Below are 23,574 nucleotides of genomic sequence, written 5' to 3'. Positions count from 1 at the left end.
ATCACAGAATAGATACGACTTTGTAAGAGACGGATCGACAAGTGGAATTGAACATGGATGAATATAAACAGTACTGGAGGCACCTACTATGAACAAAAAGTCATTACATGACATTGATGTAAAAGGGAAACGCGTATTTTGCCGTGTGGATTTTAACGTACCGATGGCAAATGGTGAAGTAACAGATGATACTCGTATTCGTGCTGCTCTTCCTACGATTCAGTATTTAATAGAAAACGGAGCAAAAGTTATTTTAGCATCTCACTTAGGTCGTCCAAAAGGACAGGTAAATGAAGACTTGCGTTTAAACGCTGTTGCTAAACGTTTAGGTGAAAAATTAGGTAAAAACGTTATTAAAGCTGATGAAGCATATGGACCTAAAGTTCAAGAAGAAATTAGCAAAATGAACGAAGGCGATGTTTTATTATTAGAAAATGTTCGTTTCTACCCAGGCGAAGAGAAAAATGATGAAGCTCTAGCAAAAGAATTTGCTTCATTAGCTGATGTTTATGTAAATGATGCTTTTGGTGCTGCACACCGTGCACATGCTACAACTGCTGGTATTGCTAAACATATCCCAGCTGTAGCAGGTTTCTTAATGGAAAAAGAAATTAATGTTTTAGGTAAAGCACTTTCTAATCCAGAGCGCCCATTTACAGCGATTATTGGTGGAGCGAAAGTTCGAGATAAAATTGGCGTAATTGAAAACTTATTAGAAAAAGTAGATAACTTAATTATTGGTGGCGGACTAGCTTATACTTTCTTAAAAGCTAAAGGCTATGAAATTGGTAAATCTCTTTTAGAAGAAGATAAAATTGATTTAGCAAATGAATTTATGCAAAAAGCAGAAGCTAAAGGTGTTAAATTCTACATGCCAATTGATGCAATTGTTGCTGACAAATTCGGTGAAGATGCTAATACAAAGGAAGTTGATATTGACAGCATTCCTGCAGATTGGGAAGCTCTTGATATTGGACCAAAAACAACTGCTCTTTATGCTGATGTAATTAAAAGTTCTAAATTAGTCATTTGGAATGGACCTATGGGTGTATTTGAAATCGATAAATTTGCACAAGGTACTAAAGGAGTAGCACAAGCATTAGCAGATTCTGACGCATACTCAATTATCGGTGGTGGCGATTCAGCTGCTGCTGCTGAAAAATTCGGCTTAGCAGATAAAATGAGCCATATTTCTACTGGTGGCGGTGCTTCATTAGAATTTATGGAAGGTAAAGAACTTCCTGGTGTTGCATTATTAAACGATAAATAAGTCTAATAGCTTTACAATATTTAGTAATTGAAATAGAGTAAGATGTTATGTCTTACCAATTGTTAGGAAGGTGTTTCTCATGCGTAAACCAATTATCGCAGGTAACTGGAAAATGAATAAGACGCTTAACGAAGCGATGACATTTGTTGAAGAAGTAAAAAATAGCATTCCATCATCTGATAAAGTAGAATCAGCAGTTTGTGCTCCTGCTTTATTTATTGCACCAATGTTATACGGCGTAAAAGGAACTGATCTAAAAATTGGTTCTCAAAATGTAAGTGATCAAGATAGTGGTGCTTATACTGGAGAAATTAGCCCAGTAGCACTTAAAGATCTAGGTGTAACTTATGCTATTATTGGACATTCAGAACGTCGTGAATATTATGGCGAAACAGACGAGTTTATTAATAATAAAACAAAAAAAGCTTTCGAACATGGTCTTACACCAATTCTTTGCTGTGGTGAAACACTTGAAGAACGTGAAGGCGGTAAATTTGAGGAAGTTATTCGTACTCAACTGACAGCTGATCTTGCAGGTCTTACAGACGAGCAAGTAAAGAATTTAGTAATTGCTTACGAACCGATTTGGGCAATTGGAACAGGTAAATCTGCTACAGAGAAAGATGCTCAAGATTCATGTAAATTTGTTCGTGATGTAGTAGCAAGTCTTTATAATGAAACTGTTGCAGAATCTGTACGTGTACAATATGGTGGTAGTGTAAAACCTGAAAACATTAAAGAATATATGGCTCAACCTGATATCGACGGTGCGTTAGTTGGTGGAGCAAGTTTAGAACCAGCTTCTTTCCTTGCATTATTGGAGGCTGTTAAGTAATGAGTAAACAACCAGTAGCGTTAATTATCCTAGATGGATTTGGTTTGCGTGAAGAAACATTTGGAAATGCTGTTGCACAAGCGAAGAAACCAAATTATGATAGATATTGGAATAAATATCCTCACGCACAATTAACTGCTTGCGGTGAAGCAGTAGGTCTACCTGAAGGACAAATGGGTAACTCTGAAGTAGGTCATTTAAATATTGGTGCGGGACGAGTTGTTTATCAAAGCTTAACGCGCGTAAATAAAGCGATTCGTGAAGGCGAATTCGAAAAAAATGATACATTCATCGATGCGATTAAAAGTGCAAAAGAAAAGGATAAAGCATTACATATTTTTGGTCTATTGTCTGATGGCGGTATTCACAGCCATATTAATCACATGTTTGCTTTATTAAAATTAGCTGCAGAGGAAGGCATGAAAAAGGTATATGTACATGCTTTCCTTGATGGGCGAGATGTTGGTCCAACTACAGCTAAAAAATATATCGATCAAACAGAAGCAAAGTTTAAAGAATATGGTGTCGGAGAATTTGCAACAATTTCTGGCCGTTATTATTCTATGGACCGCGACAAACGTTGGGATCGTGTAGAAAAATGCTATTGTGCAATGGTATATGGAGAAGGACCTACTTATACAAGTCCGTATGAATTAATTGAAGATTCATATGCGAACGGAATCCATGATGAATTCGTTTTACCTTCTGTAATGGTAAAAGAAGATGGGACTCCAGTTGCGACAATAAGTGATGAAGATTCAATCATTTTCTACAACTTCCGACCTGACCGTGCAATCCAAATTTCAAATGTATTTACAAACGAAGATTTCCGTGACTTTGATCGTGGAAGTAAGTTCCCGAAAAATGTTCATTTCGTTTGCTTAACACATTTTAGTGAAACAGTACAAGGTTATGTTGCATTTAAACCAACTAACCTAGATAACACTTTAGGTGAAGTTCTGTCTCAAAATAATTTAAAACAATTACGAATTGCTGAAACGGAAAAGTATCCACACGTTACCTTTTTCTTTAGTGGAGGCCGTGAAGCAGAGTTCCCAGGTGAAGAACGTATTTTAATTAACTCGCCAAAGGTTGCAACTTACGATTTGAAACCTGAAATGAGTGCTTATGAAGTAAAAGATGCATTACTTAAAGAAATTGCTGCAGACAAGCATGATGTAATCATCTTAAACTTTGCAAATCCAGATATGGTTGGACATTCAGGAAAACTTGAGCCGACAATTAAAGCAATTGAAGCAGTTGACGAATGTTTAGGAGAAGTAGTTGATGCAATTCTTGCTAAAGGTGGAAAAGCAATCATTACTGCTGACCATGGAAATGCTGATGAGGAAATTACACCTGAGGGTGAACCTATGACAGCTCACACGACTAATCCTGTTCCAGTTATTGTTACTGAAGAAGGTATTACGTTACGTGAAGATGGTATTTTAGGTGATTTAGCTCCAACTGTTCTTGATTTATTAAAAGTAGAACAGCCAAAAGAAATGACTGGTAAATCACTTATTAAATAAGTGAACAGTTAATATAAAAGTTTTTAATTATGCGTACAACGCAATCAAAAGGAGAGATTTTATTATGTCAATGATTATTGATGTTTATGCTCGCGAAGTATTAGATTCTCGTGGTAACCCTACTGTTGAAGTAGAAGTTTATACAGAAGATGGTGGTTTTGGCCGTGCGCTAGTACCAAGTGGTGCTTCAACTGGTGAATACGAAGCTGTTGAATTACGTGATGGAGACAAATCTCGTTACCTTGGTAAAGGTGTTGAGAAAGCAGTAGCTAACGTTAATGACGTTTTAGCTGAAGAAATCGTTGGATACGAAGTAACTGACCAAGTTTCAATCGACCGTCGTATGATTGAGCTAGATGGTACTGAAAATAAAGGTAAATTAGGTGCTAACGCAATCCTAGGTGTATCTATGGCAGTAGCTCGTGCAGCAGCTGATGAATTAGGATTACCATTATACCAATACCTTGGTGGATTTAACGCGAAGCAATTACCAGTTCCAATGATGAACATCATCAATGGTGGATCTCATGCTGATAATAACGTAGACTTCCAAGAATTCATGATCTTACCTGTAGGTGCTGATAGCTTTAAAGAAGCAATTCGTATGGGTACTGAAATTTTCCACAACCTTAAAGCTGTATTACATGACAAAGGTTTAAACACAGCTGTAGGTGACGAAGGTGGATTCGCTCCAAACCTAGGTTCAAACCGTGAAGCCTTAGAAGTAATCATGGAAGCAATTGATAAAGCTGGTTATAAAGCTGGAGAGCAAGTATTCTTAGGTATGGACGTTGCTTCTTCTGAATTCTTTAACAAAGAAACTGGTAAATACGATCTTGCAGGTGAAGGACGCACTGGCGTATCTTCAGCTGAAATGGTTGACTTCTACGAGCAACTTTGCAACGATTTCCCAATCCTTTCAATTGAAGATGGTTTAGATGAAAATGACTGGGATGGTCACAAATTATTAACAGAACGTTTAGGCAACCGAGTACAATTAGTTGGTGACGATTTATTCGTTACAAACACTAAAAAATTAGCTGAGGGTATTGAAAAAGGTATCGCAAACTCAATCCTTATCAAAGTTAACCAAATCGGTACATTAACTGAAACTTTCGATGCAATCGAAATGGCTAAACGTGCTGGTTACACAGCAGTAGTTTCTCATCGTTCTGGTGAAACTGAAGATAGCACAATCGCTGATATCGCAGTTGCTACAAATGCTGGTCAAATTAAAACAGGTTCTGCTTCTCGTACAGACCGTATTGCTAAATACAACCAATTATTACGTATTCAAGACGAGTTAGGCGAAAGCGCAGTATACCAAGGTTTAAAATCTTTCTACAACTTAAGAAAATAATTGAATCAAAACTAAGTGCATTAACAAAAAAACATAATCCATTATAGACACGTAAAAAGAGAAGGATCGTCACCTTCTCTTTTTTTTTGAAATCTAAAACATTTTAGTTTTTTTGCACATAAGTTAAAAAATTCTTTGAAACTTTCACTTATATATACAAACACAAAAACCGGTTTTGTTGTTTTGTTTTAAAAAATTATATTATAAGGAGAGATTCAAATGCCAGTTCCTGGAGAAACTTTTTTTGTTGAAAACTTAAGTCATGTTGATAAGACATACAAACAATTAAATGATGAATTTATTCGAAAAAATTCGGGAGGCTATAAAGATATTGTAGCTGCTATAAGTCTTGGTGGTGCAGGTACGGTAGTAACGATAATAGGAGTATTTTTTGCAGCAGCTATCTGTGCAATAGCAGGAAATACGCATAATGACGTTGTAGATATAATTGAGTATGTTTTAAATTAGGTATGTTATTAAGGGTTCAAACAAAAAACCTTATTCATGAAATAAGGATCAAAAATCTTTAGTAGGAATACCTCCTTACCAGATGTATGCTATTTGAATGGTTTGTTCAAATTCAGTCTTATTACTATTTTTTAAATCAATAGTATAAACGTACAAAACATATTTTAATTTTCCTTTTTTCTTTAACAAATTTAAAATCTCATATATATTCATTTCTTTTAGGGTATGGTAAAAAATTGATGTTATACCCTCTATATTAAATAACTTTATTTCTTGAAACATTGTAAAGTTAAGTTTTGCTCCGAGTGTTTGAGATAATATCTGTAAAATTCTTTCTTCCCCAAAATATTCAATATCTTCTACTATATCTCTAGAATTGTAAGGTTGTTTTATATAAACGTGATATAAGTTTTGAATATCGTTATAACTAAAATATACTGGTTTAAACTTTTTGAATAAAGTTTAAACTCAGAAGGCCTTATATTTTTCATTTTATTTAACTCCTTAGTTTTTGTTGTTTTTTATTTCCTTTAATTGTTCTATATTTTGTGATAGAAATTAGATTCAGCTATTGGAAATCCATAATTGTTTATATCTGGTATATTTCAGACATCTTATTATCCTTTATATTGTTTTACATTCTTAGATTTTTGCTCTATAAATTCAAAGAAACCTGGTGGTTCAGAGATAATATCATTGATATTTAAAAATTTCTCGTACATTAATATTTTGATTTCTTGTGCTAGATCTTCTTGATTTACAGGAGTTACTTTTCTAACATGACTATTAATATAAAATTTGAGATCGTCTAATAAAGTTTGAAAATCCTCATCACTGGGCATAGAAGTACAACTCCAAACATTTATAAATTAAATTTAGATTTAATATGTTCAATAGCTTTTTTATGTATTTTATTGATATTTTGGGGAGAAGAGTTTGTCATACTAGCAGTTTCAGTTTGTGTTAAATGTTGAAAATATATTAATTTAATAATTTGTTGCTGCTTTGGTGTTAATGTCTTTATTGCATTTCTTAAGACTTCATTCTCTAATTGTTCAAAAGAATCTGACCCACTATAGATATTTGGATGTTCATTAATGATAATTTTGTTTTTCGTCAAACTTATTACATCCAGTTTTACAGGTTTGTCTATTGATAAAATATTCCTGTTATTAAATTTATTTATACGCTTATCGAAATCAATGGATTTGTATCGCATTAGACTTTTAAAATAACTTCTCTTTCTAAATTCAAATAAAAACTTTTTAAAAGAAGAGTCTATAATTCTTTGTTTTTCTATATTAGGATGTTCTAGATATGATTCGAATAAAAGAAAGTTATTTAGTTCTTCGAGGAATTTTTCAACTATGAATCTTTTTTTACCTCTATACCCTCCAAATACTGAAATACTTTTTTTCTATTGTTATCCATAAAAAATATAACCTCCTTTATTAGTAATAAGTTTAATAATATAAGTGGTCAGTACTATTAAGATTTAAACCTTTATAAAAAGCGTTCACAAATCTATCAAAATAATGCTGAATAAGTAAATAATTCCTTGTTTAAATTAATTTTTAAATTGTTTATTAATTGGTCGAAATAAGTGTGAAAGATAAAGTAAGTCTAGGAGATAAAAGCTAAAGGTGAAATAAATTTATAAAATTATAAGAGTGTTGAAAAAAGAGATAGGTAGGATGGTAGTTGATAGTTTTTTCTTAAAATGGGTAATAATATAATTGTAACAATTAATAGTCAATTGTAATGAGTTAGATATATTGTTTCTGTGAAATCTATTAGATTGAATAATTGGGATTGATTATTAAAGGAATTTAATGTTAAAATAAGAATATATGTTCTAAAGAACACTAGTTCTTGTATGAAGAGATATTATTAGAAATAAAAGTAGATTAAAAATAAGAGAGGGGAAAAAATGTCTACAACTACTCCAACAGCTTCTAATCCTTCAATGGCTTCTTTGTTAAAAAATCCTTTTATCCAGACGATTCTTTCGGCAGGTTTGTTTATTCAAGTTGGTATTTGGATTCGTAATTTTGCAATATTATTATTTGTTGTGGAAAAGACAAATGGTGACGCAACAGCAGTATCACTGATTTCAGTTGCTGAATTTGCGCCAATTTTTATTTTTTCTTTTATCGGTGGTACTTTTGCCGATCGTTGGAAACCGAAGCGTACGATGATTTGGTGTGATCTTTTAAGTGCGGTTTCTATATTTGTCATACTGCTTGCTCTATTATATGGAACTTGGAAGTTTATATTTTTTGCTACACTTGTTTCAGCAATCTTGTCCCAGTTTTCTCAGCCTTCCAATATGAAATTATTTAAAGTTCATGTACCAGGTGAGCAAATGCAAGCAGGTATGTCTATATTTCAAACGATGATGGCAGTTTTTATGATTTTAGGTCCTGTATTAGGTACATTCGTATTTCAACAAGCTGGAATGCATGTTTCGATGGGAATTGTAGGTATTGCTTTTCTTATGTCAGCTTTAGTATTAACAAGGTTACCTAAAGATCAAGAAGAAGAGAAAGCAGAACATACAACATCATTATTGGAAGAGATGAAGTTAGGATTCCAATATGTTTGGTCTCGAAAAATTCTCGTCTATTTAGGTGGAGTATTTGCAGCAGCAGGATTAGGAATAGGTCTTATTCATCCACTAGCTATTTTTTTAGTAACTGAACGACTAGGATTAGATAAAGAATATTTACAATGGATATTTGCTGCAAATGGAGCCGCTATGATTATAGGTGGTGGCCTAATAATGGTAATATCTAATAAGTTGGCACCGCATGTTTTATTATTAATCGGTATGGCGGTCAATGCGGTTGGAATATTTGTAATAGGTTGGTCTGAGATGTTCTGGCTAACGCTTGTTGCCGAATTCTTTATTGGATTATTTATGCCCGCATTGCATATTGGTATTAATACAATTATTTTAAAAAATACTGATGAAAAGTTTGTAGGTAGAGTAAATGGTATATTAACACCCTTATTTATGGGGGCTATGGTCATTACGATGAGCTTAGCTGGAGTTTTAAAGGAACATTTTTCTTTAATCTCTATTTATCAAGTTTCAGCATTATTGTTCGTTGTTGGAATCATCATTATGGTGCCAATGTTTAAAATTGTGAAAAATACTGTAATCGAAGCAAAATCATAAAGTTGTGTAAATAAAACCTGATTATTTTCTTAAAAATAGTCAGGTTTTATTTATTTTCAGCTGATTTTATGTAATTATGGCCTCTTCGAATGCCATTATAATTTGGGTCCAAAGTAGGAATTAAAATGGAAAGATGAGTTTAGTCCCTATATGTTGATATAATAGGGATATTATTTATAAATGGACAAAAAGGATGAGAAGTTTGAGGGAGAAATACGGCATCATTGATATAGGTTCAAATACAATGAGACTTGTCATATATGAACAAAGTAAAAACGGTCGCATTAAAGAAGTTGAGAATATAAAATCGGTAGCACGTTTACGTAAATATTTAAATGATAAAGAAATTTTGAATAATGAAGGAAAGGATGTTTTACTTAAGACCCTTCTTATGTTTCAAGATATTACTCGTTACCATAAAATTATTGAGGTTAAATGTGTAGCGACTGCGACTATTAGACAAGCTGGTAATCAAGAGGAGATTATACAATTAGTTGCCGAAAAAACTGATTTTACATTACAAGTTTTATCCGGTTATGAAGAAGCGTTTTATGGATTTCTTGCTGTTGTAAACTCTATGCCAATACAAGAGGGAGTTACAATTGATATCGGTGGAGGTAGTACAGAGGTAACGTATTTTAAGAATCGTGAAATGATCCATTTTCATAGTTTTCCATTTGGCGTTTTATCTTTAAAACAGGATTTTATATCGAGTAATATTCCAACTGATGAAGAAATGAAAGAACTTACTCAATTTTTACAAAAACAATTTAGATCTCTAGATTGGCTAGTAGAAAAGCAAGTTCCAATTATCGCGTTAGGAGGAAGTGCTAGAAATGTAGCACAAATTCACCAAAGCTTAGTTAATTATCCAATTTTAGGTATTCACCAATATGAGATGAATTATGAAGAAATTGATTTTATAAAAAAACATCTTTCTGGATTATCGTATGATCAGATTCTAAGAATTGAGGGTCTATCAAAAGATCGAGCCGATATCATTCTTCCCGCAATTGAAGCCTTTAAAGAAATTTATTCAATCGTTCATGCGAAGGGCTTTTTATTAAGTAGTAAAGGCTTAAGAGACGGGTTCTTTATGGAAGAGCTTGTATTAAAAGGTGAAATACTACTTCCAAATATAGTAGATAAAAGTTTTAGTGATTTAGAGAAAGATTATGAAATCAATTTAAATCACGTAAATCATATGAAAATTCTAATAAATCAGCTAGTAGAACAAATTAATTTATATAAACTAAATCAAATAATGCCTGAAGATAGTTTAGATTTGAATTTAGCAGCGCGGGTCTTTAATATTGGAAAATACATAGACGAAGATTCAAGTAGTCAGCATACTTTTTATTTATTAGCTAATCGTACGATTGAAGGATTGGGTCACAAAAATCGTATTAAAATAGCTTTAATAGCTTCATATAAAAATAAAAATAGTTTTAAACAATTTATTAAGCCGTTTCTTGAATGGTTTACTTCAGACGAACTTAAGAAGATACGCTTTTTAGGAATTCTTTTAAAGTTTGTTAATAGTCTAAATGCGTCAAAGAGAGAAGCGGTGAAAAATATTGAATTTAAAGTAAGTGGTGAAGATATTATAGTCCAATTTAAATGTATAGAGGATTCGACTGTTGAAGAAATAGAAGCGGAAAAACATAAAAAGCAATTAGAAAAGATATTTAATAAAACAATTCATATTAATTTCGAAACGCACAAATCTGAGTAATCAGATTGTGCTTTTTTTAATTTTAATTGTAGGTTGTCAGGAATTAACATTTTTTTCATATCTTTACAATTTATTAACACAGAGTTAATAATAGATAAATTTTATTATTGTAGGATTAGGTGGTAGATATAATAAAAAAAATAAAGAGTTAGTATTTCTAGTAAATGCTCAAAAAGGGTGTAAATGATGATAGCGACTAAAGAGTATAGTGGTAGAAAGATAGAATTAGCAGAACCACAATATTATAATAATCGAGAATTAAGCTGGCTTGCTTTTAATGAAAGAGTTTTAGAAGAAGCTTTGGATGAACATAATCCTCTACTTGAGCGTTTAAAATTTTTGGCGATATTTAGTTCGAATTTAGATGAGTTTTTTATGGTACGTGTAGCTGGTTTAAAGGATCAGGTGAAAGCTGGATTCAATAAGCCAGAAAATAAGGCTGGTTTAACGCCAAAACAGCAACTTTCACAAATATCAACTGTTGGTCATGAACTTGTAAACCTGCAGTATAAGACATTCCGAGAAACATTAATACCAAAGTTAAAACAAGAGAATGTTCATTTGGTAAAATATCATGAACTAAGTGATCGACAAAAAAATTATTTAGAAAAATATTTTGAAGAACAAATACTTCCCGTTTTAACACCTATGGCAATTGATGCTTATAGACCATTTCCAGTCCTTTTAAATAAAAGTTTAAATTTGGCGGTTAATTTAGAAGATGTACAAGAAGAAGAGGATAAACGTAATAAATTTGCTATTGTACAAGTTCCTTCTGTATTAAAAAGGTTTATATCAATACCTACACTTGATGAAAAGCATTGTTATATTTTATTGGAAGATGCCATTACTGCTTATATACATCTTTTATTTCGTGGCTATATAGTACGTGAGGTAGCTCAGTTTCGAATTACTAGAAATGCTGACTTGACGATTCATGAAGAAGGCGCGAGAGATTTGCTTCGTGAAATAGAAAAAGAGTTAAAAAAACGAAAATGGGGTTCTGCAGTCCGACTTGAAATTGGACCACCTGGTGCGAGCAAATACATATTAAACTATCTATTAGAAGAGCTAGATGTACATGGCAAGGATATATATGAGTTAGATGGACCGTTAGATTTAACATTTTTATTCAGTTTTTATAAGGAGCTAGAGCACTATAAAGAGAGTTTAGTGTATGAAACATTAATACCTCAGCCACCACAAGACCTTGCCTCTGATGAGAATATATTTGAGAAACTAATGGAGCAAGATATACTGCTCCATCATCCATATGAATCATTTGAGCCTGTATTAGATTTTGTATTGGATGCAGCAATTGATCCTGACGTTTTAGCAATTAAACAAACCTTGTATCGAGTAAGTGGCGATTCTCCTATAATCGAGGCACTAAAACGCGCTGCAGAAAATGGTAAACAAGTAACTGTACTTGTTGAATTAAAAGCTCGTTTTGATGAAGAAAATAATGTTCATTGGGCAAAGGAGCTAGAAAAAGAAGGGTGTCACGTTATATATGGAATGACGCATTTAAAAACTCATAGTAAAATTACACTTGTTGTTCGTAAAAAAAATGGAAAAATTGAACGTTTTGTCCATTTAGGAACTGGGAATTATAACGATGCTACTGCAAAGATTTATACAGATATGGGTCTAATGACTGCTAATCGACAAATTGGAGTAGATGCAACAAATTTTTTTAACTTCTTAAGTGGTTTTACGGAAAAACCAGATTTTAGGCATTTATCTGTTGCTCCATATAGTATTCGTCACGATTTTATTCGAATGATTGATGAGGAAATTGCTTTTCATAAACAGTATGGAAATGGAAGAATAATTGCCAAAATGAATTCTTTAACTGATAAGCAAATTATCATGAAGCTATATGAAGCATCTAAAGCTGGGGTAAAGATTGACTTAATTGTTCGCGGAACTTGTTGCTTGCGTCCTCAAATTAAAGGTGTCAGCGAGAATATTCGTGTCATAAGTATCGTTGGTCGATTTTTAGAGCATAGTCGAATATATTATTTTTATCATAATGGAGAGCAGAAAATATTTTTATCATCTGCTGATTTAATGACACGTAATATGGAAAAACGAGTTGAGATCTTTTTTCCTATATTCGCTGAGGAGTTAAAAAAGCGAATTATGAATATTCTTCTTATGATGCTATTCGATACTGCTAAAGCACGTGAGCAAGATGAAAATGGTGTGTATCATTATATAAAAAGTATAGGAACAGAAAAATATAATAGTCAAACTGAATTGTTTAATTTGGCATATAATGTATGGGATGATGAAGAATAGTTAACATTTAACAAAAATGAGAAGGTGCCTACCTTCTCTTTTACGTTGGCTTTAATGAGTTGTTTATTATCTAATCGCATTGTTTTGCTAATTTACTATTTTATAAGGATTTTTGAAATTTGGGCTACTTTCTCATGATGTTCCTTTTCTACATAATAATCATATAATTCTTTAGCATATTTATTTATAAAAAGAGTATGCTCATTTAACTGGAAATAGGGTAAGGCATCTTTTTCTATGAAGTTATAATACTGTTCAATATTATTCTCTATTCGGAAGATCAGCAGCTTATATACTATTTGATAAAAGCGATTTTTGAACTTTTTTGATAGTAGAATCCCTTCTTGAGCTTTTTTAAGAATCACGTTTTTTCGTTGTAGCTTTCCTTCTAAACTACTTTCCACACAATTATAGAGGCGATTCATATATGTGACAGAAGACTTATTCGTCAGACAAAGTGCTTCTTTATAGTATTTATGTGCATTAACATAATCTTTTCTTTTAAAATATTCAAAGCCTAAATTGTTTAAGAGCATTCCTTTTCGATCATGTGCATTTAGTAATTCACTATGATAAATTAGATTCTGATAAGATTCCGCCAATTCTTCTAAATCTAAATGCATATCGCTGCCAATCTGCAGAAGCATCATAGACTCCGTTGCGATTGCCATCGTAGAGTTATTCGTTTCTCTGAAGTATCGAAGCGCTTTTTCTGCACAAGCATAAGCCATTATTTTAGAATCGATAAAGTGATATGCTAGTGCTAAGTCATAATGATATTCTAGATTGCCATACTCATCTTTATTGATTTTACGCAAGATTTTAATAGCTTTTTGATGATTTTCGTTTTTTGAGGTAATGCAATTGCATATATAATAAATGCCCCATACATGATACAATAAGTTTTTTTCGAAAGGACTAAAAGTCGGATATTCTTTTTGGACATGCTGTAAAATGGTAAATGTTTTTTCAAAATCTTCCTTTAGGACAAAGTACCTTGCCTGCAGTAGCTTATATAAGACAGCGTATTTAGAAAAAACAATCGTCGGGATTTTTTCCAGATTGTTATAGGTTTCCTCTATTTCTTTCATCTTTCTCATAATAATCGCCTTATGCCAACGATGAAGGTGATTTTCCATATTCTCAAGGCGGCCGATTTCCTCTTTTATATCTATTTGCAAGCGTTCTGATAATAATTCAATAATCTCCGCAGAACAGGATGTTTGGCCTCGCTCGATTTTACTAACGTAAGAGATAGTGCAAATACCTTTTCCTAATTGTTCCTGCGTAAGACCAGCTTTTTGCCGGTAAAATTTGATAATTTCTCCCTCTAACATTTAACACGCTCCTTGTTACCTAAGTAATTTTTGTTACATCTTTAGTTCGTTTTTTTTAGATATAACAATTACGTTAAAAGGAAGGTAAGTAAAAAACTTGCTTCGCTTAAACTGTCTTGTATACGAGCCTATTATTAAAGATTGTTTACATCAATCATCAATTACAGGGCTACTTGTAATTGACGTTCATCTATTTGTTTTTTTGTTAATCATATTCTAATTATTTCGAATTACAATACAAAACACAATTGGGTTAATCTAGAACGTCTATTAAAGGATTTTTATTTCAAAAGTCATTTTTTTTGTTATTTTTTTAAAGAAATGACCCAATTGTATTTTATGAAAATGATCTTCCTTGTAACTAAATTGCTAAGTTGAGGTTAAATTGTAGAGTATATTTGTGATTAGATGAATCGAAAGTAGGATAAAGCTTATTTAAAAAAGCAAGGGAAAGTTAAAAAGTAACTGCTGTAGAAGATAGGAGAGAACATTTACAAAAATGAATAGCCATGACGAAAAGGAATTCGTTCATGTCTTTTAGTAAATATTAAATTATTTAATTTACTCCTACGGATGTGTATGCGTCCATTATAGCCTTTGTTTGAGCTGATGGTACGCCATTTTTATCTGGATACAAGTTACGTGAAGGTTGAATAGCGGCTTCGCACATTTCTTTAAATCCAGAAGATGCTAAATAGCTTGTACCTGTTTTAAGGTCTTTACCAACAGGGAAAGTTTGCATTTTTTCCATATGCATCCAGCCCTTTTGCCATTACTGGTGATAGCGACGCTGGATCTGCTAAATTATTAATAGCATCAAAGTTATTAATAATTTCTCCACTTGTAGCATCTACAAAATAAAGGAAGTATCCCGGTGCTGGAACAAAAGTAGAAGCCTTAACTAAATACGCTAAGTAATACTTCCCTTTATATGGATAAATTGTTATTTGCGTATCGATTTTGTCATAATTATTTACTTTACCAATTTCTGCTTCAATCCTCTTTAGCAATTACAACAGCATCTTCTTCGGAAATAGTTGCTTCTGTTGGAATCATTGAACGAGCTAACTTTTGTGTGACATTACCAAATGATGCAAATACATTGTTATTTGCGTCTAGAGCAACAGTTTGTCATGATCCATAGATTGGGATTCCTTTATACTGTTCAACTGTTCTTACATGATAAGTATTAGTTTCGTTGTCAGCTTGTTCGCTTACAATCTTAAATTGTTCCCATGCAGATCCCGATTTCATAAGATCTACTACTTTTGAATTAAGATATGCTTTTACAACGTCTTCCTTACTTAACGCCTTCAAAACCAACAACCAGATATTACTGCAATAGATACTGGCATTGGTTATAATAAACCGGACGGCATTGTCCATGGGGATAAAGAAAAAATCTTTGTATTATTTGAGTTTATTGATAATGGAGAAAACCAAAACGAATTCCAAGGTGATAAGCTACTTGTCAATTGGAAATTTAATGCACAGACAGAAGGTTCAACTTACCATGATGATACTGACCCAGATAGCAATTAAGAGTCAAAGTTTAAGGAGATAGGAAATTTAAAAAGACCTACAAGGATATACTTGTGGGTCCTTTTAATGCTCTTTGTTTTTTATATTTAATAAATTAATTCTGAAGTTTTTGAGTGTAGCCTATTTATTCCTTCTCGACTTTTTTGAAAACCAAATTGCGATTAGAAATGCTCCGATTGTGTCAGCAATCAGGTCTGTCATTGTATCAAAATTCCCTCCACCTTGAGTATTGGTCCCAAAGAATTGATCCATACTGAATTCCCAAATTTCCCATATCGCTCCGCAAAATACACCAAAACAAAATACAAACAGGAAAATGAATCCGGTGGACATTTCACTCCTAGCCTGAGTGGTTGTCAATTTTTCCATTAAATCAATTGCTAAAAATGCTACTAGCGCTCCACTTAAAAAGTGTAAAAATGAATCCCACCAGCCTAAATGATAAAATCTAAGCATTGAACCAAGACAGAGGGAACCTAATAAAAAAGCAAAATAAGAAATAATAAACGGTAATGTAAATCGAATTTTAAATAACTTATCTAATACGAGTGGAACGAGTGCACAAGCGAAGCCACCTAATGCGATTGGGTATCGATAAGAATCGTCCTTCACGAAAAAAATAACAAATAAGACAAGCATGACAATTGCAAAGGTAATGCTTAAAATTGTTTGTACGCCTCTTTTCATTTCGAATCCCCCATTCATTCTGTTTTTATCTCATTTCAATATCAATGCATAACTTGTTTCAATAAAACTAGGAAAATTCAAAAACGAACTTAACTTTGACATAAAAAGTTCACCAAATAGATGATAAATTGTTAGAAATTAGCCTTTAGAATAAGAGAATTTGAATTAGTATTGAAATAAAGAAACGAGTGGTATTTAGTTGGGAGGATAATTATGAACTTTTTCGCATACTTAAAAGATTTTTTTTGGTATACTATTAAAACATATTTACTTCCATTTAGTATTGTTATTCTTTTAATAGCAGTTGTTTTTTGGAGATTATTAGGTGATGAATTTACTTTTAAAAACATACGATTAGAAATAATCTATTTCAGTTGTTTTTTCTTATTAGTATCTTTTACAACATATGAGATGAAGGGGCATAAAAATGAATAATTGGGAAGGATTAATTTCGGCGAAGGATCGAACAAAAATCTATTTGCGAAAATATATTCCTGCTGAACCAATTGCTGTAATTCAAATTGTACATGGAATGGCAGAGCATGGTGGAGCTTATGAGAAATTTATTGAATATTTAGTTCATAATCAGTTTGCGGTCTATATCCATGATCAAAGAGGTCACGGGAAAACAGCGGCGATTGAAAATGATCTAGGTTTTTTTGGTGAAGAAATCGGCTGGGATGAAGTTGCTAAAGATATCATTTTTATAAGTAAGATGATTAGAAAAGAAATAAAAGATATCCCTTTAATTCTATTTGGACATAGTATGGGATCTTATTTGAGCAGACGAGTAGTTCAATTAGATGGAGGACTATACGATGGGCTAATTATTTCTGGAACCGGATATGACCCAGGAATACTAAGGAAATTAGGGGTCTTTATTTCAAGCGCAGAGGCATTTTTGATTGGTGCGAATAAGAGAAGTAAAATTTTAGACTTTTTAACTTTTGGAAACTTCAATAATCATTTTAAGTTTCCTAAAACAAAATACGATTGGTTAACAAGAGATGAAACTGAGATCGATCGATATATTAAAGACCCATTTTGTGGTTTTATTTGTTCTTCAAGTTATTATCGTGAACTGTTGAAAGGGATCGGAATCATACATCGTAAAGAGGAAATAAAGAAGACACCAACTACATTGCCAATTTATATTTTTTCTGGAGATAAAGATCCAGTTGGCCAAAATGGTGACGGTGTAAAGAAGGTTTATGGGCTATATAAAGATATTGGATGTACAAATGTAAAGTTGAAATTATATGAAGAAGGTCGCCATGAGATGCTTCATGAAATCAATAAAGATGATGTTCATCAAGATGTAAAAACTTGGATAGAAGAAACGATCTTAAATCATTAAATAAGAGTTGTACTCTCATATTGAAGTATAGTATTCTTCATAGTAGAATAGGAAGTAACAGTATTTTACTGTGGAGGTGAAGAAATGCATACGTTTTTATCTGTACTTTTAATTATTGTTTCAGTACTTATGATTGTTTTAGTTCTACTTCAATCTAGTAAAAGTAACGGCCTATCAGGTGCGATATCTGGTGGTGCTGAGCAACTGTTTGGCAAGCAAAAAGCTCGTGGTTTTGAACTAGTTTTACAACGAATAACAGTTGTTGTAGCAGTTTTATTCTTCATTCTAACAATTGCTGTAACGTATTTTAAACTGTAATAAACAAGCTGCCTAGAGAGGTGGCTTTTTTATTTTAACAAAATTGTAATAAATAAGACATCATTTTGGGTGTCTTTTTTTTTATACTATAGATTAAGCTACAATCTACGGTAATTGTAATACAATTGAAAATTTGTTAAATACTAATTAAAAATATAAGGCAAATTAGGAGAGAAGGATGAAAAAAATATTCAGTAAATTAGGCTTTTTTATATTAACCTTTGGAGTAGTAATTAGTGGGTGTAGTAATCAAACTACTCAAAACCTCTCAAAAGAAGAAGTAGTATCCAAAATAGAAAAAGATTCGAATAAACTAGTGACAAGTATAGAAAAAGAGAAAAAATCTACTTACGAAGTTGAAGTTTTTGAAAAAAATCAAAAAAAAACGCTTATTGTTGATGCAAAAAATGCAAAAGTCATAAAGGAAGTAAACGACCGGGATATGTTAGATGATAAGGCATTAGATCTATTATATAAAGATGAATTTGTCATTACACCTAAACAAGCTAAAGAAATTGCATTAGATCAAGTAAATGATGGTACGATTACCGAAATAGAAAAAGAAAAAGATGATCATCAATTCCATTACAGTGTCGAATTGATGAAGGATCATATAAATTATTCAATGGAGATTGATGCTAAATCAGGAAAAATAACTTCTCTTGAACAGGAAGATATTTTTCTTAATGATTAGGATAAAAAAATACAGCCAGGTTTGGCTGTATTTTAATATGTAGATTAACCTTTCATCGCAGCCCATTCTTCTTTACTTGGACCGTACATACCTGGAATAGCTAGACCAGCTTGTCTCATTAATACAGTCATTTGGCCACGGTGATGCGTTTGGTGTGAAATTGCCATACGTAGTAATGCATAAATAGGCATTTCAAGGAATCCAAAAGCGTTAATGATTTGTTTTAAATCTTTTTCTTTCCATTCTTTTTGTGCTGCTTCAATCATTGCTTTACTAGCTTCTGCATATTTTTCAGTAATTTCTTTCGCAGTTGCTGGCATTTCTTCCTTGCTCATAGATGCTTCGAATTGTAAACCAGATTGTGAAATGATTGCTTTAATTGCTGTAGTTATATGCCAAGCTAATTCTCCTAAAGAACTAAAATCTTCACCAATTGATTGATCAAGTGATTCATCAGTCATAGCATTCAGTAATTTGATTGTGTTTTCTTCTTCCATTTTCCATTCAGTAATAAATTCTTCAACATTATTAAACATAACGTATCCTCCTTTTGTTGGATAAATGACCAACATTATTATTACCACACCTTTTATTAAATCATAACAAGTTAATTAAAAAAACTGTTTATTGGTAAATCTTTGCAATGAAAGGTAAAATAAAAGAATCTTTACGTAAAATTAGTTAAATCTTATTATTGATAAATTAAAATTGAGTAAGATGACGATTTTTAATTTAAATGAAAGTAAACATTTAAAGGTAATATAAAAGTAACGAAAGAAAAATGGATAGAAAAGTTTTGGAGTGAGTATATATGAGAGTAACAATGCCGAAGCCATTTACTTTTGAAGGTGGAGATCGAGCAGTTTTATTATTACATGGATTTACAGGACATTCAGCGGATGTTCGAATGCTTGGCCGTTTTTTAGAAAAACAAGGTTATACTTGTCATGCACCACATTATAAAGGACATGGTGTTCCACCTGATGAGCTTGTTCATACTGGACCAGAGGACTGGTGGAAGGATGTAATGGAAGCTTATCAATTTCTAAAGGATAAAGGACATCAAAAAATTGCAGCGGTAGGTCTGTCTTTAGGAGGAGTATTTGCATTAAAGCTAGGTTATACTGTTCCTTTGAATGGTATTGTCACAATGTGTTCGCCAATGTACATAAAAAGTGAAGAAATTATGTACGAAGGTGTTCTGGCTTATACAAGAGAGTTTAAGAAACGTGAAGGGAAATCACCTGAACAAATTGAAGTAGAAATGGAAGAGTTTAAAAAAACTCCGATGAATACATTAAAAGCACTTCAAGGCTTAATTAAAGAAGTACGTGAAAATGTGGATACGGTGTATGCACCAACGTTTGTCGTACAATCTACTGTAGATGAGATGATTAATACTGACAGCGCAAATATTATATATAATGAAGTGCAATCTGATCAAAAAAAATTAAAGTGGTACGAAAATTCAACACATGTTATTACGCTTGGACAGGAAAAAGACATGTTACACGAAGATGTGCTAGCATTTCTTAATGAATTGGAATGGTAGAATGGAATCTTTCTGGACAAACTTAAACTAAATACCCTTTAACAGTTAGAAAAAGGAGGGAAAAAGTATGAATCAACATTGGAAAGAAAAGTTATTGGAATTAATGAAAAGTGATGATTATAAGCCTTTAAATATCCAAGGTATTGAAGAGGCTATGGAGTTGACTGATGCAACTGACTTTCGTGAAGTAGTAAAAACGCTCGTTATTTTAGAAGACGAAGGTTATATTGTACGTTCTCGAAATAATAAATACAGTTTACCTGATCAATCTAATTTAGTAAGAGGTAAATTAACTGGCCATGCTAAAGGTTTTGCGTTTGTCATTCCAGAAGAAGCAGGGGCAGAAGATGTATTTATTTCACCGTCAGATTTAAATGGGGCTTTACATGGAGACATTGTTCTAGCTCGTATTACAAAAGAAAAAAGTGATGCACGTAGAGAAGGTACAATTGTAAAGATTGTTGAACGTGGTCAAACGAAAATGGTAGGTACATACCAAGCTCAGAAAAGTTTCGGATTCGTTATTCCTGATGATAAGCGATTCGGAAGTGACATTTTTATAACAAAGAGTAATTCTCAAGGCGCAGTGGAAGGTCATAAGGTTGTTGTAGAACTTACACAGTTTCCTGAGAATGGGAAAAATGCAGAGGGTATTATAGTTCAAATTCTAGGACATAAAAATGATCCTGGTGTTGATATTTTATCGGTTATTCATAAGTTTGATTTACCTCAAGAATTCCCTAAGGAAGTAATGGATCAAGCGAATGCTGTACCAGATGAAATTGATGAATCAGCTATTGGTAATCGTCGTGACTTACGCGACGAGCAAATTGTAACGATAGATGGAGCGGATGCGAAGGACTTAGATGATGCCGTTACAGTAACAGCGCTTGAAAATGGTCATTACAAGTTAGGGGTACATATTGCAGACGTCTCATACTATGTGACGGATAACTCACCGATTGATCAAGAAGCACATGATCGTGGAACAAGTATATACTTGGTTGACCGTGTTATACCGATGATTCCGCATCGTTTATCTAATGGAATTTGTTCATTAAATCCAAAAGTAAATCGATTTACACTTTCATGTGAAATGGAAATTGACCAAAAAGGTGAAGTCGTTAAGCATGAAATTTTTGAAAGTATCATTAAAACAACTGAAAGAATGACATATAGCGATGTAAATAAAATATTAGATGAACAAGATGTTGAATTACGTGAACGCTATGAACCGTTAGTCCCGATGTTTGAGGAAATGGCTCAATTAGCGAAAATTTTACGTAATAGACGCATGACTCGTGGAGCTATTGATTTTGATTTTAAAGAATCAAAGGTACTTGTTGATGATGATGGTCATCCAACTGATGTCGTAATACGCGAGCGCTCAACTGCAGAAAAATTAATTGAAGAATTTATGCTTGTAGCGAATGAAACTGTTGCTGAACATTTTCACTGGCTGAATGTACCGTTCATGTATCGTGTACATGAGGACCCAAAAGAAGAAAAATTACAACGATTCTTTGAATTTATTGCATCATTTGGATATACAGTAAAAGGTGCTGGAAATGAAATTCACCCGAGAGCGTTACAGCAAGTTCTAGATATGGTTCATGGGCAACCAGAGGAAACTGTTATTTCAACAGTTATGCTTCGTTCAATGAAACAAGCGAAATATGAGGCCGACAATCTTGGTCATTTCGGTTTAGCAGCAGAGTATTATACTCACTTTACATCTCCAATTCGTCGTTATCCGGATTTAATTGTTCATCGGTTAATTCGTAAATATTTAATCGAAGGAAAAATGGATAGTGAAACAAAACGTGAGTGGGATGATAAATTACCTGCAATAGCTGAGCATGCATCTAATATGGAGCGTCGCTCAGTTGAAGCAGAAAGAGAAACTGATGATTTGAAAAAAGCAGAGTTCATGCTTGATAAAATTGGTGAAGAGTATGAAGGTATTATCAGCTCTGTAACAAATTTCGGTATGTTTATTGAACTGCCAAATACAATTGAAGGATTAGTTCGAGTTGCTGATTTATCAGATGACTACTATAACTATGACGAGCGTACGTACGCTATGATTGGTGAGAGAACAGGGAAAATTTTCAGGATCGGTGATGAAGTATCTGTTCGAGTAGTTAACGTTAATAAAGAGGAACGTGCAATTGATTTTGAAATTGTTGGCATGAAATCGAACAAACCTCGTAGAAGCGGCGGTAGAGGACCGGTTAATCTAGGCGGTGGCTCTGGTGGCGGCAGAGGACGAGGTGGACGAGGAAGAGGTTCTTCAGATCGAAATGGAGACAGCTCACGTAGTGGTCGTTCTCGAGGAAGACGTGGAGATAGTTCACCTAGAAATGAAGAGAAAGATAGTGGACGTAGTGGTAAATCGTCGAGAAATAAACGTGACGATCGTTTTAATCCAACGAAAAGTAAAAGTAAGAGTAAAAAGAACAAACCTTTTTACGAAAAAGTAGCAAAAGGTAATAAAAAACGATAGTTAAATAAAGATTTGATTTTCAGACTGATTGAAAACGTTTGTCTTTCGAGGCGCGAAGTCTGGTGAGGAGTAGAGTTACCCTAGACGGTAATGAGCACCGCAGACAGGCGAAGTAACGATGAAAGCGAGCGCTTGTCAACAGTCTGAAATTTTGTCCACTGCTTTATGTATACAAACATAATTTATGGTAAAATAAGTAAAGATAGAGAGGTGTTATTTATGCCAAAAGGTGAAGGGAAAGTAATTGCTCAAAATAAAAAAGCTTATCATGATTACTTTATCGAAGAAACGTATGAAACAGGTATCGTATTACAAGGTACTGAAATAAAATCATTACGTGCTGGAAAAGCTAACCTAAAGGATTCTTTTGCACGAGTTCAAGGCGGAGAAGTATGGCTACATAATATGCATATTAGTCCATATGAACAAGGCAATCGCTACAATCACGAGCCATTACGTACTAGAAAATTATTGCTACATAATAGAGAAATTGTAAAGCTAATAGGTTATACAAAGGAAACAGGTTATACTCTAGTTCCATTAAAAATTTATTTGAAAAATGGCTATGCTAAGCTTTTACTCGGATTAGGTAAAGGTAAGAAGCAATATGATAAACGTGATGATTTAAAGAAAAAAGAAGCAAAACGTGAAGTAGAGCGTGCATTTAGAGATCGTCAGCGAATCTAATTGGATAATTGTTGAAGTATTGGAATTCTGTTTTCCTTTTAGAAACAATTGTTAATTGCAACTCGTGTTGGATATGCTATAATAAGTTTGTAAGTTAATCAGCAACATAAATTGCACGATGTGCAGATTTTATAGATTATGAAGCCTTTGCTTTATGCTTCGTAAGTCACTCATAGCGAACATATCTGAATAAGTTATGTGAGCATTTT

At 32.9% G+C, this 23,574-nt stretch carries 24 protein-coding genes; 16 read left to right on the top strand and 8 right to left on the bottom strand.

The features are described from left to right. The first annotated feature begins 88 nt into the window (after positions 1-88). The 5 genes from B6K90_RS21995 to B6K90_RS21975 all read left to right on the top strand — a co-directional run bounded on the left by B6K90_RS21995 (position 89) and on the right by B6K90_RS21975 (position 5,465). Positions 89-1,270 carry a phosphoglycerate kinase gene (locus B6K90_RS21995; protein ID WP_088014856.1) on the top strand — a complete coding sequence of 394 codons (1,182 nt, stop codon included), beginning with the start codon at positions 89-91 and terminating at the stop codon, positions 1,268-1,270. A gap of 79 nt (positions 1,271-1,349) precedes the next feature. Continuing rightward, complete coding sequence (gene tpiA, locus B6K90_RS21990) at positions 1,350-2,105, top strand: triose-phosphate isomerase (RefSeq protein WP_088014855.1); 756 nt, start codon at positions 1,350-1,352, stop codon at positions 2,103-2,105. Continuing rightward, positions 2,105-3,637 (top strand): 2,3-bisphosphoglycerate-independent phosphoglycerate mutase, encoded by a 1,533-nt coding sequence (gpmI, locus tag B6K90_RS21985; protein WP_088014854.1) that lies wholly within the window; start codon positions 2,105-2,107, stop codon positions 3,635-3,637. The genes tpiA and gpmI overlap by 1 nt, the downstream gene beginning before the upstream one ends. A gap of 64 nt (positions 3,638-3,701) precedes the next feature. Next, the gene (gene eno / locus B6K90_RS21980; RefSeq protein ID WP_088014853.1) at positions 3,702-4,997 is read left to right on the top strand and encodes a phosphopyruvate hydratase; all 1,296 of its coding nucleotides are present in this window, start codon (positions 3,702-3,704) and stop codon (positions 4,995-4,997) included. 219 nt (positions 4,998-5,216) lie between these two features. Next, positions 5,217-5,465 carry a hypothetical protein gene (locus B6K90_RS21975; protein WP_088014852.1) on the top strand — a complete coding sequence of 83 codons (249 nt, stop codon included), beginning with the start codon at positions 5,217-5,219 and terminating at the stop codon, positions 5,463-5,465. Between the two features lie 617 nt (positions 5,466-6,082). On the opposite strand, the gene B6K90_RS21965 is transcribed toward B6K90_RS21975, so the two are convergent. Together B6K90_RS21965 and B6K90_RS21960 are read right to left on the bottom strand one after the other, a co-directional pair. Further along, a complete protein-coding gene (locus B6K90_RS21965; RefSeq protein WP_088014850.1) occupies positions 6,083-6,307 on the bottom strand; it encodes a hypothetical protein in 225 nt (74 codons plus the stop codon). A gap of 20 nt (positions 6,308-6,327) precedes the next feature. After that, complete coding sequence (locus tag B6K90_RS21960; protein WP_268875916.1) at positions 6,328-6,747, bottom strand: sigma-70 family RNA polymerase sigma factor; 420 nt, start codon at positions 6,745-6,747, stop codon at positions 6,328-6,330. Between the two features lie 648 nt (positions 6,748-7,395). Between B6K90_RS21960 and B6K90_RS21955 the strand changes: the two genes are divergently transcribed. From B6K90_RS21955 to B6K90_RS21945, 3 genes are all read left to right on the top strand, one after another. Further along, the gene (locus tag B6K90_RS21955) at positions 7,396-8,646 is read left to right on the top strand and encodes an MFS transporter (protein WP_088014848.1); all 1,251 of its coding nucleotides are present in this window, start codon (positions 7,396-7,398) and stop codon (positions 8,644-8,646) included. A gap of 193 nt (positions 8,647-8,839) precedes the next feature. After that, the gene (locus tag B6K90_RS21950) at positions 8,840-10,381 is read left to right on the top strand and encodes a Ppx/GppA family phosphatase (RefSeq protein ID WP_088014847.1); all 1,542 of its coding nucleotides are present in this window, start codon (positions 8,840-8,842) and stop codon (positions 10,379-10,381) included. 186 nt (positions 10,382-10,567) lie between these two features. Continuing rightward, on the top strand, positions 10,568-12,685 hold the full coding sequence (locus B6K90_RS21945; protein WP_088014846.1) for an RNA degradosome polyphosphate kinase: 2,118 nt from the start codon (positions 10,568-10,570) through the stop codon (positions 12,683-12,685). Positions 12,686-12,780: 95 nt separating this feature from the next. Here the strand turns inward: B6K90_RS21945 and B6K90_RS21940 are convergent, their stop codons facing one another. From B6K90_RS21940 to B6K90_RS21925, 4 genes are all read right to left on the bottom strand, one after another. After that, positions 12,781-14,022 (bottom strand): helix-turn-helix domain-containing protein, encoded by a 1,242-nt coding sequence (locus tag B6K90_RS21940; protein WP_088014845.1) that lies wholly within the window; start codon positions 14,020-14,022, stop codon positions 12,781-12,783. Positions 14,023-14,578: 556 nt separating this feature from the next. Beyond that, on the bottom strand, positions 14,579-14,773 hold the full coding sequence (locus B6K90_RS21935) for a hypothetical protein (protein ID WP_088014844.1): 195 nt from the start codon (positions 14,771-14,773) through the stop codon (positions 14,579-14,581). After that, a complete protein-coding gene (locus B6K90_RS21930; RefSeq protein WP_088014843.1) occupies positions 14,742-15,032 on the bottom strand; it encodes a PepSY domain-containing protein in 291 nt (96 codons plus the stop codon). The genes B6K90_RS21935 and B6K90_RS21930 overlap by 32 nt, the downstream gene beginning before the upstream one ends. 121 nt (positions 15,033-15,153) lie before the next feature. Then, positions 15,154-15,339, bottom strand: coding sequence for a hypothetical protein (locus B6K90_RS21925; RefSeq protein WP_088014842.1), 186 nt, complete (start codon positions 15,337-15,339; stop codon positions 15,154-15,156). A gap of 15 nt (positions 15,340-15,354) precedes the next feature. On the opposite strand from B6K90_RS21925, the gene B6K90_RS21920 reads away from it, so the two are divergent. Continuing rightward, entirely contained in the window at positions 15,355-15,564 is a 210-nt protein-coding gene (locus B6K90_RS21920; RefSeq protein WP_088014870.1) for a TasA family protein, read from the top strand. A gap of 120 nt (positions 15,565-15,684) precedes the next feature. On the opposite strand, the gene B6K90_RS21915 is transcribed toward B6K90_RS21920, so the two are convergent. Beyond that, positions 15,685-16,251 carry a hypothetical protein gene (locus B6K90_RS21915; RefSeq protein ID WP_088014841.1) on the bottom strand — a complete coding sequence of 189 codons (567 nt, stop codon included), beginning with the start codon at positions 16,249-16,251 and terminating at the stop codon, positions 15,685-15,687. Between the two features lie 213 nt (positions 16,252-16,464). On the opposite strand from B6K90_RS21915, the gene B6K90_RS21910 reads away from it, so the two are divergent. The 4 genes from B6K90_RS21910 to B6K90_RS21895 all read left to right on the top strand — a co-directional run bounded on the left by B6K90_RS21910 (position 16,465) and on the right by B6K90_RS21895 (position 18,620). Then, positions 16,465-16,686, top strand: a complete 222-nt coding sequence (locus B6K90_RS21910; protein ID WP_088014840.1) for a hypothetical protein — start codon at positions 16,465-16,467, stop codon at positions 16,684-16,686. Continuing rightward, entirely contained in the window at positions 16,679-17,608 is a 930-nt protein-coding gene (locus B6K90_RS21905; protein ID WP_088014839.1) for an alpha/beta fold hydrolase, read from the top strand. The genes B6K90_RS21910 and B6K90_RS21905 overlap by 8 nt, the downstream gene beginning before the upstream one ends. Before the next feature lie 84 nt (positions 17,609-17,692). Further along, a complete protein-coding gene (gene secG / locus B6K90_RS21900) occupies positions 17,693-17,926 on the top strand; it encodes a preprotein translocase subunit SecG (protein ID WP_025569105.1) in 234 nt (77 codons plus the stop codon). Between the two features lie 178 nt (positions 17,927-18,104). Continuing rightward, the gene (locus B6K90_RS21895) at positions 18,105-18,620 is read left to right on the top strand and encodes a PepSY domain-containing protein (RefSeq protein WP_088014838.1); all 516 of its coding nucleotides are present in this window, start codon (positions 18,105-18,107) and stop codon (positions 18,618-18,620) included. 44 nt (positions 18,621-18,664) lie between these two features. Here the strand turns inward: B6K90_RS21895 and B6K90_RS21890 are convergent, their stop codons facing one another. Further along, positions 18,665-19,156: a DinB family protein gene (locus tag B6K90_RS21890; RefSeq protein WP_088014837.1), complete on the bottom strand. Its 492-nt coding sequence runs from the start codon at positions 19,154-19,156 to the stop codon at positions 18,665-18,667. A gap of 275 nt (positions 19,157-19,431) precedes the next feature. Here B6K90_RS21890 and B6K90_RS21885 point away from each other — a divergent pair, with 275 nt between their 5' ends. The 3 genes from B6K90_RS21885 (at position 19,432) to smpB (ending at position 23,365) form a co-directional block, all read left to right on the top strand. Then, positions 19,432-20,172 carry an alpha/beta hydrolase gene (locus B6K90_RS21885; protein WP_056469924.1) on the top strand — a complete coding sequence of 247 codons (741 nt, stop codon included), beginning with the start codon at positions 19,432-19,434 and terminating at the stop codon, positions 20,170-20,172. 67 nt (positions 20,173-20,239) lie between these two features. Beyond that, positions 20,240-22,678, top strand: coding sequence for a ribonuclease R (gene rnr / locus B6K90_RS21880; protein ID WP_088014836.1), 2,439 nt, complete (start codon positions 20,240-20,242; stop codon positions 22,676-22,678). 219 nt (positions 22,679-22,897) lie between these two features. After that, positions 22,898-23,365 carry an SsrA-binding protein SmpB gene (gene smpB, locus B6K90_RS21875; protein WP_056469927.1) on the top strand — a complete coding sequence of 156 codons (468 nt, stop codon included), beginning with the start codon at positions 22,898-22,900 and terminating at the stop codon, positions 23,363-23,365. The last annotated feature ends 209 nt before the right edge of the window (positions 23,366-23,574 follow it).

It is taken from the genome of Gottfriedia acidiceleris, assembly GCF_002128425.1.
GTDB lineage: Bacteria > Bacillota > Bacilli > Bacillales > Bacillaceae_G > Gottfriedia > Gottfriedia acidiceleris.
The sequence above is the reverse complement of the archived record's forward strand: the minus strand, read 5'-3'. Positions and strand labels throughout refer to the sequence as shown.